Here is a 16,122-nt window from a genome sequence, read left to right as displayed (position 1 = left end):
TACTTGACGGGAAAGCAAAATGTGCTCACGGGTTTGTGGCATTGGACCATCAGCAGCTGATACTACTAAGATTGCACCATCCATTTGAGCAGCACCAGTGATCATGTTTTTTACATAGTCAGCGTGGCCTGGGCAGTCTACGTGGGCGTAGTGACGTTTTTCTGTCTCATACTCAACGTGGGCTGTAGAGATTGTGATTCCCCTTGCTTTTTCTTCTGGAGCTTTATCGATTTGGTCATATGCCATTTTTTGAGCTCCACCAGTTGTAGAAATAATTGTTGTTAAAGCTGCAGTTAATGTTGTTTTACCATGGTCAACGTGGCCAATTGTACCAACGTTAACATGTGGCTTTGTACGTTCAAATTTAGCTTTTGCCATTTTATTATCCTCCTTTTTAAACCTTATTTTTATTAGTATTTACATTGGGAATAACCCAAAATTACTTACCTTTTGCCATAATTTCTTCTGCAATGTTTCTTGGAACTGGCTCATAGTGGGAAAACTCCATTGAATAAACTCCTCTACCTTGGGTTCTAGAACGAAGATCTGTTGCATAACCAAACATAGATGCCAACGGTACAAGGGCTCTAATTACCTGAGCACCTGCTCTACTTTCCATACCTTCAATTCTACCCCTTCTAGAGTTAATATCTCCCATTACATCTCCCATGTACTCTTCAGGTACAGTTACTTCAACCTTCATAACCGGTTCAAGGAGTACTGGATCTGCTTTTTTCATAGCTTCTTTAAATGCCATAGAACCAGCTACTTTAAATGCCATTTCTGAAGAGTCAACATCATGGTAAGAACCATCAAACAATGTCGCTTTAAAGTCGAGTACCGGATAACCAGCTAAAACACCTGTTTTAGCAGCTTCTTGAATACCTTGATCTACTGGACCGATGTATTCTTTTGGCACTACACCACCGACAATTTTATTTTCGAATAAGTAACCTTCACCTGGTTCTCTTGGAGAAAGCTCAATCCAGACGTGACCGTACTGACCTCTACCACCAGACTGACGAATGAATTTACCTTCAGCTTTGACAGTTTTCGTGATAGTTTCTTTGTAAGCAACTTGTGGGTTACCTACTTTTGCTTGAACTTTAAATTCCCTTTTTAGACGGTCAACGATGATATCTAAGTGAAGCTCACCCATACCGGAGATTATTACCTGACCAGTTTCTTCATCGGTTCTTGTTCTAAAAGTAGGATCCTCTTCAGCAAGTTTTTGTAAAGCAATACCCATCTTTTCTTGGTCAGCCTTAGTCTCAGGTTCTATAGCTACTGAAATAACTGGCTCTGGGAATACCATTGACTCAAGAACTACAGGTTTATTTTCATCACATAAAGTGTCACCAGTAGTTGTGTCTTTTAATCCTACTGCTGCAGCTATATCCCCTGTGAATACTTCAGTAATTTCTTCTCTGTGGTTAGCATGCATCTGTAATAGACGACCAATTCTCTCTTTTTTACCTTTTGTAGAGTTAAAAACATATGAGCCTGATTTCAGTACACCAGAGTATACCCTAAAGAAAGCTAGTTTACCTACATAAGGGTCACTCATGATTTTAAAAGCTAAAGCAGAGAAAGGTTGGTCATCTCCTGCTATCCTTTCGATTTCTTCACCAGTTTGTAGATCTACCCCTTTAATTGCAGGGATATCTAAAGGTGATGGTAAATAATCGACTACTGCATCGAGTAATACAGGAACCCCTTTGTTTTTATAAGATGAACCACAAAGAACTGGAACTAAAGTGGTTGCACAGGTTCCCTTTCTGATAGCAGCTTTAATTTCTTCTACTGTTAACTCTTCACCTTCAAGGTATTTCATCATTAACTCTTCGCTAGTTTCTGCTACTGCTTCAAGAAGTTGCTCCCTGTACTTATTTGCGGTTTCTTGTAATTCTGCAGGAATTTCTGTAATATCTGCTTGTTTACCTAAATCATCTTTATAGATGATAGCTTTCATCTCAACTAGATCAACCATTCCTACAAATGTGTCTTCTGCTCCGATTGGGATTTGAATAGGAACAGCATTAGCTTTTAATCTATCCCTCATCATTTCCACTGCTCTGTAAAAATCAGCACCAATGATGTCCATTTTGTTAACATATGCAATCCTTGGAACACCATATTTGTCAGCTTGTCTCCAAACTGTTTCAGATTGTGGTTCTACACCACCTTTAGCACAAAAAACACCTACAGCACCGTCAAGTACACGGAGGGACCTTTCTACTTCTACTGTGAAGTCCACGTGTCCTGGTGTATCTATTATGTTTATCCTGTGATTTTTCCACTGAGCAGTAGTTGCAGCAGATGTAATGGTGATACCCCTTTCTTGTTCTTGAACCATCCAGTCCATAGTGGCAGCACCTTCATGAACTTCCCCTATTTTATGGACTCTTCCGGTATAGAAAAGGATACGTTCAGTGGTAGTTGTTTTCCCTGCATCGATATGAGCCATAATACCGATATTCCTTGTTCTTTCTAACGGAAATTGTCTGGGCATGATTATCCCCCCTTCTAGTGCTATTTTTTCATAAATTCTTAAAAATATTTCCTAAATCTAAAAAATTAATTAAAATCTTACCAACGATAATGGGCGAAAGCTTTGTTTGCTTCTGCCATTTTATGAGTGTCTTCCTTCTTCTTCACTGCAGCACCTACATTATTTGCAGCATCCATGATTTCAGCAGCAAGACGCTCTTCCATGGTTTTTTCGCCACGCTTTCTTGCAAACTCCACTAACCAGCGGATACCTAAAGTGCGACGGCGATCTGGTCTAACTTCAACTGGAACTTGATAGTTAGATCCACCAACCCTACGAGATTTTACCTCTAATACTGGCATAACATTTTTCATTGCTTCGTCTAATACTTCTAAAGGATCTTTACCAGTCTTGGCTTTTACTCTATCTAATGCCCCATACATAATGGATTGAGCTACACCCTTTTTACCATCAAGCATTATTTTGTTGATGATTCGGGAAACTAACTCACTGCCGTAGATGGGGTCAGGTAGTATATCTCTTTTAGGAACTGGACCTTTCCTTGGCATTTGATTCCCTCCTTCTTTTTATGCTATCAATTTATCTTTATTTTTTCTTTGGTCTTTTAGCACCGTATTTAGAACGGCCTTGGTGACGGTTTTGTACACCAGCGGTATCTAAAGCACCACGTACTATATGGTAACGAACACCTGGTAAGTCTTTTACCCTACCACCCCTTACTAATACAACAGAGTGTTCTTGTAGGTTGTGACCAATACCTGGGATATACGCATTAACTTCAGTACCGTTAGTCAAACGTACCCTTGCCACTTTCCTAAGAGCAGAATTTGGTTTTTTAGGAGTCATTGTTGAAACCCTTATACATACTCCTCTTTTTTGTGGAGCACCCTCCAAAGCAGGAGCAGTTGATTTCTTAACTACCTTTTGTCTTCCTTTACGGACTAACTGGTTAATTGTTGGCATCCATGACACCTCCTTCCCAAAAACTCAATATAAATAAAGAAAAAACTTAGGGGTGCCCTGACAAATGCCAGGGCCTCCTCTATTCTTCTAAAACTGCAGCGGCTGCTGCCCCTACTTGTATTCCACTTGCCTTTCCCAACTGGTCCATTGTATCTACAAGTTCATATGGTACTCCTTTTTGTTGGCAAAGTTCAAGTAAGGGGTTAAAAATATGGTCATCGGCATCTTTAGCTAGAAAGACCAATTTGGCCTTGCCTTTTTCAATAGCTTTTTTCGTTTGTTTAAAGCCAACTGTCTTTTTAGTAGCAGTAGCCAATTTATCTATTGCCATTTTTTCAACCTCCAGTACTTAGGGGTAACACACTAAAATATTTTACCACTATGTTTAATACCTGTCAATTACTTCTTAATCTACCTTTTCTATCTCAATACTTGTATATTTTGACATTCCAGAACCTGCAGGGATCAGTTTTCCTATTATTACATTTTCCTTCAAACCAATCAATGGATCGATTTTTCCTTTGATTGACGCTTCTGTTAATACCCTGGTTGTTTCTTGGAATGATGCTGCTGATAAGAAGGAATCAGTAGCTAATGAAGCTTTAGTTATACCTAAGAGGATTGGTTTTGCAACTGGAGGTTCTAAGCCCTGCTCTTCCATTTTCTTAACTTCTTCATAGTATTCAAACATGTCTACATAGCTTCCAGGAAGTAAATATGAGTCTCCTGCTTCTTCTACTTTGTATTTTCTCAGCATTTGTTTAACTATTACTTCAATATGCTTATCAGCTATTTCCACACCTTGTAGACGATAAACCTTTTGTACTTCCGCCGTCAAATATTCTTGTACCCCTGTAACCCCTTTTATTTTCAGTAAGTCATGGGGGTTAATTGAACCTTCTGTCAAAGGATCCCCTGCTTCAACTCTATAGTTATTTTTAACTTTGAGTCTTGCACCATAGGGGATTGTATAGAATTTACTTTCTCCACTTTCTGTCTTAACTTCTACTTCCCGCTTGTTTTTATTTTCGTGGACTGTTACAATACCTGCTTCTTCAACTACAATAGCTTGACCTTTAGGTTTCCTAGCTTCAAAGAGCTCTTCAACCCTCGGAAGACCTTGTGTAATATCATCACCAGCAACACCACCGGTGTGGAAAGTACGCATTGTAAGCTGTGTACCTGGTTCACCAATTGATTGTGCCGCTATTATACCAACAGCTTCTCCTACACTCACCTGGCCTCCTGTTGCCAAGTCTCTACCATAGCATTTAACACAGACACCATGTCTAGTTTTACATGTTAATACAGAACGGATTTTGACTCTATCGAAGGTTTGGGCAACAGTTTCTCCCATTCTCACTCGGTCACCAGAGTTAAAGTAGATTTTACCACCTTTAGGTTTGGAGTAAGTAAATTCTTCACCTTCGTCAGAGATAAATACAACTGATGTATCAGTTATGGTTACTGTACCATTTACAGGGGATTTTATTAAACCGTGTTTTGTTATAGTTTTAGCTAAATCTTCGTTTATTTGTTCCCCTTGTTTTACTAGCACCTCACCATCTGGTGTAACAATATCTTCTGCAGCATGTCTTCCGACAAGGCGTTCTTCTAAGGATTCAATGGTATCTGAACCATCTTTAATTTCAGTAACGGTAATTCCATCAGTTGTTCCACAGTCTTCTTCTCGGACAATGACATCTTGAGCTACGTCTACTAATCTTCTTGTCAAATAACCTGAGTCCGCCGTCTTCAACGCTGTATCGGCAAGACCTTTACGGGCACCGTGGGTAGAGATAAAGTACTCAAGAACAGTTAAACCTTCTCTAAAGTTTGCCTTAATAGGCAATTCAATAATATGTCCTGTTGGGTCAGCCATCAAACCCCTCATACCAGCAAGCTGAGTAATCTGAGAAACATTACCCCTAGCTCCTGAGCCCGCCATCATATTGATAGGGTTTAACTTATCCATGTTCTTCATTAAGGCTTTAGTGATGTCATCTTTGGCTTTACTCCAAATTTCAATGACTCGGTTATATCTCTCTTCATCACTCACAAAACCTCTTCTAAAACTACGTTCAATTTTGTTTACTTCTTCTTCTGCCCACTTCATAATCTCTTTCTTTTGAGGTGGTACCATGATATCAGATACTGCAATGGTAATACCTGCCCTAGTTGAATAAGTAAAACCTAATTTTTTAATTTTATCTAAAATCTCTGCTGTTTTAGTAGTACCATACTTTCTAAAACATTCACTTAAAATTACACCTAAGAAACCTTTTTTAATTCCTTCAACATCAGCTTTCTTTTCAATTATTTCTTTTATATCTATACCTTTTTCAGCAATTATATCATCTGCACCAATTGGTTGTTCCATAGATGGCCTATTGATATAAGGGAAGTCCTCAGGGAATATTTCGTTAAAAATAATCCTTCCTGGAGTAGTTAAAAGATAACCTTCTTTTATTTCCTCTTCTTTTCCTTGAGGAATAACCAATTTTTTATTGCCAAGGGCTTTTACCTTTAATGCTATTTTAGCATGTAAATCAATAAAGTTATTCTGATATGCCATAATCACTTCATCAGTACTGCCAAAATATTTTCCTTCACCCTTAGCCCCTTTTCTATCAATAGTTAAATAATAACAACCTAAAACCATATCCTGAGTTGGTGTAGTTACAGGTTTTCCGTCTTTAGGGTTAAGTATATTGTGGGCAGCAAGCATTAAAAGTCTTGCTTCTGCTTGAGCTTCAGAAGATAATGGCACGTGAACAGCCATTTGGTCTCCGTCAAAATCTGCGTTATAAGCTGTACAAACTAATGGATGAATCTTGATTGCCCTTCCTTCTACAAGAACAGGTTCAAAAGCCTGAATACCAAGCCTATGAAGGGTTGGGGCACGGTTTAGTAATACAGGGTGTTCTTTTATTACATGTTCTAAAATATCCCAAACTTGGGGATCTGCCTTCTCTACCATCTTTTTAGCTGTTTTGATATTTTGTACTATGCCATCTTTAAATAATTTTCTCATCACAAAGGGTTTAAATAACTCTAAAGCCATTTCTTTTGGCAGACCACATTGGGAAATTTTGAGTTCTGGTCCAACAACGATAACCGAACGGCCAGAGTAATCAACCCTTTTACCTAAAAGATTTTGACGGAAACGACCTTGTTTACCCTTTAACATATCACTTAAAGATTTAAGTGGTCTATTGCCAGGGCCCGTTACAGGTCTACCCCTTCTTCCATTGTCTATTAAGGCATCAACGGCTTCTTGTAACATTCTTTTTTCATTTCTTACTATAATATCGGGGGCCCCTAAATCTAACAGCCTTTTCAACCTGTTATTACGATTTATTACTCTACGATATAGATCGTTAAGGTCAGCGGTAGCAAAACGGCCACCATCTAATTGTACCATTGGCCTTAGATCAGGAGGTAGCACTGGTAATACATCCAAAATCATCCAAGACGGCTTATTGTTAGACATTCTAAAGGCTTCTACAACCTCTAAACGGCGTATTGCCCTTATCCTTCTTTGACCAGTAGCATTTTTAAGCTCTCCTCTAAGTTCCTTTGCTAAGGCATCTAAATCAATCTCATCTAAGAGTTTTTTAATGGCCTCAGCACCCATTTCAGCCTTGAAGCCTTTTCCTTCCTTGAATAAATGGGCATATTTTTCATAATTTTCCCTATACTCGTTCTCTGTAAGAAGTTGTTTTTTAGATAAAGATGTTTCTCCTGGATCAGTTACTACATATGATGCAAAATATAAAACCTTTTCTAATGCTCTAGGTGACATGTCTAGCAAAAGACCCATTCTACTTGGTATTCCTTTAAAATACCAGATGTGGGATACAGGGGCAGCAAGTTCAATGTGCCCCATTCTTTCCCTTCTAACTTTTGCTCGGGTAACTTCTACTCCACATCTATCACATACAACACCTTTATATCTGATCCGTTTGTATTTACCACAATGGCATTCCCAATCCTTTTGTGGTCCAAAGATCTTTTCACAAAATAGACCTTCCCTTTCTGGTTTAAGGGTTCTATAATTTATGGTTTCAGGTTTCTTTACCTCACCCCTAGACCATGCACGAATTTGCTCAGGTGAAGCTAAGCCAATTTTAAGTGCATCAAAATTATTAATGTCTATCAAGGGCCTCTTCCCCCTTTACGTTTTTTTTACAAATCATCGTCAGATAAGTAAGAGTCATCCCTAAACTTACTTTTTTTACTTTTTTTCGGTTTACTTCCATAGTTGTCGTAATCATCATAATCATCGTAGTCATCATAATCATCAAAATCGTCATGTTCATCAAATGAGAAATTATCAGGTTCGTCATCTGTAGTGTTTGGATCAATGTCAATCTCTCCATCATCTAAATCATCTTCATTTTCAATTTCTTCTACTTCTTCCTCTGATTCATCAACAGGAGTTGGAATATTTGTTATAGGTTTTTTAATGGGATCTTCCTCTTTACCCTCTAGATTAACCTCTAATTCTCTAGGCTCATCATCATCGTCACTTTCTTTGAGCTCAATTTCATCATAATTTTCACCAAGGATTTTTACATCCATACATAAACTCTGAAGTTCCTTAATTAAAACTTTAAAGGATTCAGGGACTCCAGGTTCAGGTATATTTTCACCTTTAACAATTGCTTCATATGTTTTTACGCGACCTACTACATCATCTGACTTAACGGTGAGAATTTCTTGAAGAGTATGGGCAGCACCGTATGCCTCTAGAGCCCAAACCTCCATTTCACCAAATCTTTGTCCGCCAAACTGAGCTTTACCACCTAGAGGTTGTTGGGTTACCAATGAGTATGGACCAGTAGAACGGGCATGGATTTTATCATCTACTAAGTGGGCTAGTTTGAGCATATACACATAACCAACAGTCACTTCATTATCGAATCTTTCACCAGTTCTACCATCATATAGGACTGTTTTACCGTTTTCAGGAAGCCCTGCTTGTTTTAAAAGATCAAAAACGTCATTTTCCCTGGCTCCATCAAATACTGGAGTTGCTATATGATAGCCTAATGTTTTAGCAGCCCAACCTAAATGTGTTTCTAATACCTGTCCGATATTCATCCTAGAAGGAACACCTAGTGGGTTAAGTACCACTTCAACTGGGGTACCATCAGCTAAGAATGGCATATCTTCTTCTGGTAAAATCCTAGCAATAACCCCTTTGTTACCATGGCGGCCAGCCATTTTGTCTCCTTCTGAGATTTTTCTCTTTTGTGCGATATATACCCTTACTAATTGGTTAACCCCTGGTGGTAGATCATCACCATCTTCTCTATTAAAGACTTTTACATCGACAATCCTACCAGCTTCTCCATGGGGTACCCTTAGTGAGGTATCCCTTACTTCCCTAGCTTTTTCACCAAAGATTGCCCTTAATAACCTTTCTTCTGCAGTCAGTTCTGTTTCACCCTTTGGCGTTACTTTACCAACAAGGATATCTCCAGGCCTTACTTCTGCACCTATTCTAATAATTCCTCTTTCATCTAAATCTTTTAATGCATCTTCACCCACATTGGGTATTTCCCTTGTTATTTCTTCTGGACCTAATTTTGTATCCCTTGCTTCAGCTTCATATTCTTCAATATGAATAGATGTAAAGACATCTTCTTTCACCAATTTTTCGCTTAATAAAATTGCATCTTCATAGTTATAACCTTCCCAGGTCATAAAAGCAACTAAAACATTTTTACCTAATGCTAGTTCGCCCTGATCAGTGGAAGGACCATCGGCTATAATATCTCCAGCTACCACTTTATCACCGGTATGAACTATTGGTTTTTGGTTTATACACATACCTTGGTTAGAACGCTGGAATTTAGTTAAAACATATATATCCCTACCATTATAAGTGTTTTTTGGGAATATTTCTTTACTTATCCCATTTATTATTCTATCTTGATTATCCCCTGGATCCCTTCTTTTTATAGTAATTTCAGTGGAAGTGACTTTTTCCACTACACCATCGGCTATAGCTATTACCACAACTCCTGAGTCCTTTGCTGCTCTATACTCTAAACCTGTCCCTACTAATGGAGCTTCTGTGGTTAATAATGGAACTGCCTGACGCTGCATGTTAGCACCCATCAGGGCACGGTTAGCATCGTCATTTTCTAAGAAAGGAATCAATCCAGTAGCCACACTAAATACTTGTTTTGGAGAAACGTCCATAAAATCCACTTGATTTGGTGATTTTGAAAGGATTTCATGTCTATATCTTGTAGTTACCCTTTCTGTTAAGAAATATCCATTTTCATCTACTGGAGCATTTGCTTGAGCTATAACATATTGATCTTCATCATCTGCTGTTAAATAGACTATTTCATCAAGGACCCTACCTTCAGCTTTATTTACCTTACGATAAGGTGTTTCAATAAAGCCATATTCATTTACCCTAGCAAAGGTACTTAGGTTACCAATAAGCCCAATATTAGGACCTTCAGGGGTCTCGATGGGACACATCCTACCATAGTGGGAGTGATGAACGTCACGAACCTCAAAACCAGCTCTATCTCTACTCAATCCTCCTGGTCCAAGGGCACTTAACCTTCTTTTATGGGTTAACTCAGCCAATGGATTATGTTGATCCATAAATTGTGACAACTGGCTACTACCAAAGAATTCTTTAATGGCAGCAACAACAGGTCTAATATTTATTAAAACACTAGGTGTTATGGAATCAATGTCTTGGATAGTCATTCTCTCCCTAACTACCCTTTCCATTCTAGAAAGACCAATACGGAATTGATTTTGTAGAAGCTCACCTACACATCTTAACCTTCTATTTCCTAGATGGTCTATATCATCAACATTGCCAATACCATCCATTAAATTTAAAAGATAACCAATAGAAGCCACTATATCTTCTCTAGTGATATGTAAAAGCCTCTTCGGTTGATTGCCATTACCAATAACTAATACAGGCTTTCCTTCACTATTAAAAATTTTATATTTAACAGGAATCCCTTCAGTTTTTAAGATGTTATCTAAAGTTTCCTCATCTAAAAACTGACCAGCTTCTGCTAAGATTTCTCCATCTTCAGTAACAATTGTTTCAGCTAGCTTTTTATTTAATAATCTCCATTTGACTTGTAGTTTTTTGTTTACTTTATATCTACCTACTGGAGCCAAGTCATAACGACGGGCATCAAAAAATAGGGACTCTAACAATGTCCTAGCATTTTCTAGGTTTGCAGGCTCCCCTGGCCTTAACCTTTTATATATTTCTAATACCCCAGTTTCAAAAGAATCAGTATGATCTTTTTCCAAGGTATTTTTAATCCTAAGATCATTATCGAATAAATCTAGAATTTCGTGGTCACTACTATAACCTAAAGCCCTTAAAAGAACGGTCACTGGAACTTTCCTAGTACGATCAACCCTTACATAAATAATATCATTACTATCCGTCTCAAATTCTAACCACGCACCCCTATTAGGGATAATAGTTCCAAAGTATAAATCTTTACCTGAGGGGTCTTTTTGGGTATTATAGTAAACCCCAGGGGATCTAACTAGTTGGCTAACTATTACCCTTTCAGCACCATTAACAATAAAAGTTCCATTAGCAGTCATTAATGGGAAATCACCCATAAATACTTCCTGCTCTTTTACTTCTCCAGTTTCTTGGTTAATTAACCTTACTTGAACCTTTAATGGCGCAGCGTATGTAGCATCCCTTTCTTTACACTCTTCCACAGAATATTTGGGTTTCCCTAGTTGATAGCCAATAAATTCAAGAATTAGATTACCTGTAAAATCTTTTATTGGTGAAATATCTTGGAGCATTTCATTAAGTCCTACTTCTAAAAACCAATTGTAAGAACTTTTCTGTACCTCTATTAAGTCTGGTAAATCAATGACCTCATTAATTCTTGAGAAAGACTGTCTAATCCTTCTCCCTACCTTGACGGGTTTTAACATCTGCCATTCACCCCTTAAAAAATTTCTAAACATAAAGAAAAAAATCCATTCATCTAGTGTAATATTCCCATAATACCAAGGTTTTATTCCCTATTTCTAAGGGTTTTGGGAAACCGACACTTGTTAGCAATATACAATACTATCATATTTAAAAAGCTCTGTCAAGGGACTAGCTATATAAAAAAGCGCCCAAGGGCGCTTTTTTATTGGTTTTATTATTCTAATCTATTGGCAGTAATTACTTGATTTCTACTGTACCGCCAGCTTCAACGATTTGAGCTTTGATTTTTTCAGCTTCTTCTTTTGAAACTTTTTCTTTAAGTGGTTTTGGAGCTCCATCAACTAGATCTTTAGCTTCTTTTAAACCAAGACCAGTTAACTCACGAACTACTTTGATTACTTGAACTTTTTTGTCTCCACCTGAAGTTAAGATTACATCAAATTCAGTTTTTTCTTCAGCAGCAGCTGGAGCAGCACCAGCAACTGGAGCAGCAGCTACAGCTACAGGAGCAGCGGCAGATACACCAAATTCTTCTTCACAAGCTTTAACTAACTCAGCTAATTCTAATACAGTTAAACCTTTAATACTCTCTAAAATTTCTTGAACTTTTGACATTTTAAATTGCACCTCCGAAAATTTTTAAGTAATTTAATTTTTAAGCTTCTTTTTGTTTTCTAATGGCTTCAAGAACATAAACTAAATTTCTTACATTGCCTTGCATTACGTTTACGAAGCCAGCAATTGGAGCTTGTAGCCCTGCAAGGACTTGAGCGATAAGAACTTCTCTTGAAGGTAGATCTGCAAGAGCTTTTACCCCTGCTAAATCAATAACTTTACCTTCTAAAACACCTGCTTTGATTTCTAATTCTTTGTTGTCTTTGGCAAATTCACTGATAATTTTTGCTGCTGCTACAGGATCATTATAGCTGAATGCAACAGCTGTAGGTCCTTGTAAATGTTCTTGTAACTCAGAGAGCTCAGTGTCTTGAATAGCTAATTTAGCTAAAGTATTTTTAATTACTTTATACTCAACACCTGCTTCCCTTAACTTCGCTCGAAGTTTTGTTACCCTAGCCACATCAAGACCTCTATAATCTGTGATTACAGCAGCTTGCGCGGAACTAAATTTTTCTTTAAGTTCTGCAACAACGAGAGCTTTTTCTTCCCGTGCCCCCATTTTGCCACCTCCTTTTTAGTTGGTGTTAAAACACATCCTGAAATTAGTAGTTAATTTCCTATGAGTTACCAAAAGTGCCCTTTCCGAGACGGAAAGGGCACATAAATAGCGTAAATATCTAAACTACTTATAAGCTTTCCAACCTCGGTAGGATATTAAGCCAAGGGCACCTACTGTCTTAAGTTGAACTATATTTTATTTTTAAGACAATGCATATTATATATAATTAAAAATCTACTGTCAAGTAAATTCAGTAATTATTTTTTTCCAGCTTATTCTTTGTCAAACATAGCTGCTTTTTGAGTATTTACTTTTACTCCTGGTCCCATTGTTGATGAAAGGGCAATAGATTTTAGATATTGACCTTTAGCACTGGCTGGTTTTGCTTTTATTAATGCATCTAATAATGCATTAAAATTATCCCTTAACTTTTCTACTCCAAAGGAAACTTTTCCAATAGGAGCATGGATGATACCAACTTTATCTACCCTGTACTCAATTTTACCAGCTTTAATATCTTTAACTGCTTTAGCAACATCCATAGTTACTGTACCAGTTTTAGGGTTTGGCATTAATCCCTTTGGTCCTAAAATCCTACCAAGTTTACCAACAAGCCCCATCATATCAGGAGTAGCTACAGCTACATCAAAATCTAACCAACCTTGTTGGATTTTATTTACTAAATCTTCTGCTCCAACAAATTCTGCTCCTGCTTCTTCAGCTTCTTTAGCCTTTTCACCTTTAGCAAATACCAATACTTTAACAGATTTACCAGTACCATGGGGTAAAACTACTGCACCCCTAATTTGTTGATCAGCATGTTTAGGATTTACTCCTAATCTAACTGCTGCTTCAACAGTTTCATCAAACTTAGCTGATGCCATTTTTATCACTAAATCTAAAGCTTCAGTAGTTGAATATAAGGTTTCTTTATCATAAATTTTGCTTGCTTCAAGCAATCTTTTACCTTTTTTAGCCATTTCTATTCCTCCTTGTGGTATTAGCGGAATTAACCTCCCACTTTTATTGGGTCTTTTTTATAAATTATTAGTCTTGGATTACAATACCCATACTGCGGGCTGTTCCTTCAATCATTCTCATAGCAGCTTCTACACTGGCAGCATTCAAGTCTACCATCTTTAGTTCTGCTATTTCTCTAACTTTATCCCTTTTAACTGTAGCTACTTTTACCTTATTAGGTTGACCAGAAGCCCTTTCAATTCCAGCCGCTTTTTTAAGTAATACAGCAGCCGGTGGGGTCTTGGTTACAAAGGTAAAAGAGCGATCTTCATAAACTGTAATTTCTACAGGGATAATCATACCTGCTTGATTAGCAGTTTTTTCGTTAAACTCTTTGCAGAACGCCATTATATTTAGACCTGCTTGACCTAAAGCTGGACCTACAGGTGGTGCAGGTGTAGCTTTTCCAGCAGCTATTTGAAGTTTTATTAACTTAACTACCTTTTTCGCCATATGTTCCACCTCCTTAATATTTAATGTGGTTTTTGCGGGTAAAACCCTCCCACTTAACGGTGTTTAAAAACACCAAAATAAGTAAATATATAATCTTGGTTGTTTCCAACCAAAGTTTATACCTTTTCCACTTGGGCAAACTCTAAATCTACTGGGGTTTCCCTTCCAAATATTGATACTAGCACTTTTACCCGTTGTTTGTCCATGTTAATTTCTTCTATTGTTCCTATAAAACCTTCAAAGGGTCCTGAAACAACTTTGACTTGTTGCCCAACATTAAATTCAACCTTAACTTTAGGCTCTTCTATGCCCATTCTCTTTAATATGTGCCTTACTTCAGACTCAGCTAAGGGTATCGGTTTAGTACCTGAACCCACAAAACCAGTTACCCCTGGAGTATTTCTAACAACATACCAAGAATCATCACTCATAATCATTTGAACTAAAACATAGCCAGGGAAAACTTTTTTTAAAGTAGTTTTCCTTTTTCCACCTTTTGTTTCAGTTTCTTCTTCCATGGGAACTAAAACATTAAATATTTTATCTTGCATTTCCATGGATTCAACTCTTTTTTGAAGGTTTGCTTTCACTTTATTTTCATAACCTGAATAAGTATGCACAACATACCAATGTTTTTCCATCAGTTCGGGGCTAGTCCTAAGCCCCTCCCCCCTTTAACATTAAAATATGAGATTCAATATGCCAGTAAATCCATTGTCTATAACAAAAATCAATAGAGAAGCTATCACGATAATTCCTATAACTAAAATTGTATATGATGTAAGCTCTTTTTTATTAGGCCATTGAACCTTTTTTAATTCATTTTTTACTTCTTTAAAAAACTTTTGTACTTTTGCAAAAAACCCCATTTTTTCACTTCCTTATCTTTCTTGAATAAACAAAATCCAGCTTTATTTAATTAAGCTGATTTTGCTGAAATCCTTTTAAAAATGGGCTGCTTATATTACTTTGTCTCTTTATGTGTAGTGTGTGTTTTACAGAAACGGCAATATTTCTTTAGTTCTATACGATCTGGATGAGTTTTTTTATTTTTTGTTGTAGTATAGTTTCTTTGTTTGCATTCTGTACAAGCCATGGTAATTATAACCCTCATCTATTTGCACCTCCTAAAGTATCATGATAGATAAGCTGAACTATATGGTTCAAACTAAATAAATCCAGTATTATTTTTAATATACAGGAAAATACACTTTCACCGTACCTAATAAAATTTATCATAGTTTAAACCCAATGTCAATACTAGGTTAAAACTACTATTGTTTATCTTTAAGTATTATTTTCTTTTTACCAATTATTATTCGGTTTTTTAAAAAAGTTTGAAAAACCCATGTATCGATAGATGAACACATCATCAATACATGGGATAAGATCTATTCAATGATGTCTACAACAACTCCAGCGCCTACAGTTCTACCACCTTCACGGATAGCGAACCTTAGCCCTTGCTCAATAGCAATTGGAGTAATTAACTCAACGGTAATTTTAATGTTATCTCCTGGCATTACCATTTCAGTTCCTTCTGGTAATATGATTACACCAGTTACGTCAGTTGTACGGAAATAGAATTGTGGACGGTAACCATTGAAGAATGGACTGTGACGACCACCTTCTTCTTTAGTTAATACGTAAACCTCAGCAGTAAATTTTTTGTGTGGTTTAATTGATCCAGGCTTACATAATACTTGACCACGCTCTACTTCACTGCGATCAACACCCCTTAGTAGGGCACCGATGTTGTCACCAGCTTGAGCTTGATCTAACATCTTTCTGAACATCTCTACTCCTGTACATACTGTTTTCTTTGGCTCATCATTAAATCCTACGATTTGTACTTCATCTCCAACTTTGATTACTCCACGCTCTACACGGCCAGTAACAACTGTACCACGACCGGTAATAGTGAATACGTCCTCGATTGGCATTAGGAATGGTTTATCAGTGTCACGCTCAGGAGTTGGAATGTACTCATCTACTGCATCCATTAGTTCCCATAATTTACCGCACCATTCA

The 16,122-nt window shown here is 37.3% G+C and carries 15 protein-coding genes and 1 other annotated feature; all 15 genes read right to left on the bottom strand.

Annotated elements, in window-relative coordinates; translation table 11 throughout:
* Positions 1 to 378: GTP-binding protein (locus BMX60_RS09080; protein WP_177159759.1), on the bottom strand; the 378-nt coding region annotated here is incomplete at its 3' end.
* Positions 379 to 439: 61 nt separating this feature from the next.
* Positions 440 to 2,512, bottom strand: a complete 2,073-nt coding sequence (fusA, locus tag BMX60_RS09075; RefSeq protein WP_091351167.1) for an elongation factor G — start codon at positions 2,510 to 2,512, stop codon at positions 440 to 442.
* Between the two features lie 77 nt (positions 2,513 to 2,589).
* The gene (gene rpsG / locus BMX60_RS09070; RefSeq protein ID WP_091351166.1) at positions 2,590 to 3,060 is read right to left on the bottom strand and encodes a 30S ribosomal protein S7; all 471 of its coding nucleotides are present in this window, start codon (positions 3,058 to 3,060) and stop codon (positions 2,590 to 2,592) included.
* Between the two features lie 37 nt (positions 3,061 to 3,097).
* Positions 3,098 to 3,475, bottom strand: a complete 378-nt coding sequence (gene rpsL / locus BMX60_RS09065) for a 30S ribosomal protein S12 (protein ID WP_091351165.1) — start codon at positions 3,473 to 3,475, stop codon at positions 3,098 to 3,100.
* Positions 3,476 to 3,554: 79 nt separating this feature from the next.
* The gene (locus tag BMX60_RS09060; protein WP_091351164.1) at positions 3,555 to 3,806 is read right to left on the bottom strand and encodes a L7Ae/L30e/S12e/Gadd45 family ribosomal protein; all 252 of its coding nucleotides are present in this window, start codon (positions 3,804 to 3,806) and stop codon (positions 3,555 to 3,557) included.
* A gap of 75 nt (positions 3,807 to 3,881) precedes the next feature.
* Positions 3,882 to 7,637 carry a DNA-directed RNA polymerase subunit beta' gene (gene rpoC, locus BMX60_RS09055; protein ID WP_091351163.1) on the bottom strand — a complete coding sequence of 1,252 codons (3,756 nt, stop codon included), beginning with the start codon at positions 7,635 to 7,637 and terminating at the stop codon, positions 3,882 to 3,884.
* A 26-nt stretch (positions 7,638 to 7,663) separates the two neighbouring features.
* Positions 7,664 to 11,440: a DNA-directed RNA polymerase subunit beta gene (rpoB, locus tag BMX60_RS09050; RefSeq protein WP_091351162.1), complete on the bottom strand. Its 3,777-nt coding sequence runs from the start codon at positions 11,438 to 11,440 to the stop codon at positions 7,664 to 7,666.
* A 238-nt stretch (positions 11,441 to 11,678) separates the two neighbouring features.
* Positions 11,679 to 12,056 (bottom strand): 50S ribosomal protein L7/L12, encoded by a 378-nt coding sequence (gene rplL, locus BMX60_RS09045; protein WP_091351161.1) that lies wholly within the window; start codon positions 12,054 to 12,056, stop codon positions 11,679 to 11,681.
* A gap of 40 nt (positions 12,057 to 12,096) precedes the next feature.
* Positions 12,097 to 12,618 carry a 50S ribosomal protein L10 gene (rplJ, locus tag BMX60_RS09040; RefSeq protein WP_091351160.1) on the bottom strand — a complete coding sequence of 174 codons (522 nt, stop codon included), beginning with the start codon at positions 12,616 to 12,618 and terminating at the stop codon, positions 12,097 to 12,099.
* Positions 12,619 to 12,679: 61 nt separating this feature from the next.
* Positions 12,680 to 12,819 (bottom strand) — a sequence feature (ribosomal protein L10 leader region).
* 71 nt (positions 12,820 to 12,890) lie between these two features.
* On the bottom strand, positions 12,891 to 13,598 hold the full coding sequence (rplA, locus tag BMX60_RS09035) for a 50S ribosomal protein L1 (protein ID WP_091351159.1): 708 nt from the start codon (positions 13,596 to 13,598) through the stop codon (positions 12,891 to 12,893).
* A 67-nt stretch (positions 13,599 to 13,665) separates the two neighbouring features.
* Positions 13,666 to 14,091, bottom strand: coding sequence for a 50S ribosomal protein L11 (gene rplK / locus BMX60_RS09030; RefSeq protein WP_084672531.1), 426 nt, complete (start codon positions 14,089 to 14,091; stop codon positions 13,666 to 13,668).
* A gap of 116 nt (positions 14,092 to 14,207) precedes the next feature.
* Complete coding sequence (nusG, locus tag BMX60_RS09025; RefSeq protein ID WP_091351158.1) at positions 14,208 to 14,732, bottom strand: transcription termination/antitermination protein NusG; 525 nt, start codon at positions 14,730 to 14,732, stop codon at positions 14,208 to 14,210.
* A 39-nt stretch (positions 14,733 to 14,771) separates the two neighbouring features.
* Complete coding sequence (gene secE / locus BMX60_RS09020) at positions 14,772 to 14,960, bottom strand: preprotein translocase subunit SecE (protein WP_091351157.1); 189 nt, start codon at positions 14,958 to 14,960, stop codon at positions 14,772 to 14,774.
* Between the two features lie 95 nt (positions 14,961 to 15,055).
* Positions 15,056 to 15,205, bottom strand: a complete 150-nt coding sequence (gene rpmG, locus BMX60_RS09015; RefSeq protein WP_072908464.1) for a 50S ribosomal protein L33 — start codon at positions 15,203 to 15,205, stop codon at positions 15,056 to 15,058.
* A 277-nt stretch (positions 15,206 to 15,482) separates the two neighbouring features.
* Positions 15,483 to 16,122, bottom strand: a 640-nt coding sequence (locus tag BMX60_RS09010) for an EF-Tu C-terminal domain-related protein (protein ID WP_242945752.1), incomplete at its 5' end; no start/stop codon positions are given.

Origin of the sequence: Anaerobranca gottschalkii DSM 13577, assembly GCF_900111575.1 — a bacterium.
Classification (GTDB): domain Bacteria; phylum Bacillota; class Proteinivoracia; order Proteinivoracales; family Proteinivoracaceae; genus Anaerobranca; species Anaerobranca gottschalkii.
Note: the sequence above shows the minus strand (reverse complement) of the source record. Positions and strands in the feature narration are given on the sequence as shown.

Excerpts from the sequence above, each read along its gene's own strand:
- fusA (WP_091351167.1), bottom strand. The coding sequence starts at position 2,512 with ATGCCCAGACAATTTCCGTTAGAAAGAACAAGGAATATCGGTATTATG.
- rpsG (WP_091351166.1), bottom strand. The coding sequence starts at position 3,060 with ATGCCAAGGAAAGGTCCAGTTCCTAAAAGAGATATACTACCTGACCCC.
- rpsL (WP_091351165.1), bottom strand. The coding sequence starts at position 3,475 with ATGCCAACAATTAACCAGTTAGTCCGTAAAGGAAGACAAAAGGTAGTT.
- BMX60_RS09060 (WP_091351164.1), bottom strand. The coding sequence starts at position 3,806 with ATGGCAATAGATAAATTGGCTACTGCTACTAAAAAGACAGTTGGCTTT.
- rpoB (WP_091351162.1), bottom strand. The coding sequence starts at position 11,440 with ATGTTAAAACCCGTCAAGGTAGGGAGAAGGATTAGACAGTCTTTCTCA.
- rplL (WP_091351161.1), bottom strand. The coding sequence starts at position 12,056 with ATGTCAAAAGTTCAAGAAATTTTAGAGAGTATTAAAGGTTTAACTGTA.
- rplJ (WP_091351160.1), bottom strand. The coding sequence starts at position 12,618 with ATGGGGGCACGGGAAGAAAAAGCTCTCGTTGTTGCAGAACTTAAAGAA.
- rplA (WP_091351159.1), bottom strand. The coding sequence starts at position 13,598 with ATGGCTAAAAAAGGTAAAAGATTGCTTGAAGCAAGCAAAATTTATGAT.
- rplK (WP_084672531.1), bottom strand. The coding sequence starts at position 14,091 with ATGGCGAAAAAGGTAGTTAAGTTAATAAAACTTCAAATAGCTGCTGGA.
- nusG (WP_091351158.1), bottom strand. The coding sequence starts at position 14,732 with ATGGAAAAACATTGGTATGTTGTGCATACTTATTCAGGTTATGAAAAT.
- secE (WP_091351157.1), bottom strand. The coding sequence starts at position 14,960 with ATGGGGTTTTTTGCAAAAGTACAAAAGTTTTTTAAAGAAGTAAAAAAT.
- rpmG (WP_072908464.1), bottom strand. The coding sequence starts at position 15,205 with ATGAGGGTTATAATTACCATGGCTTGTACAGAATGCAAACAAAGAAAC.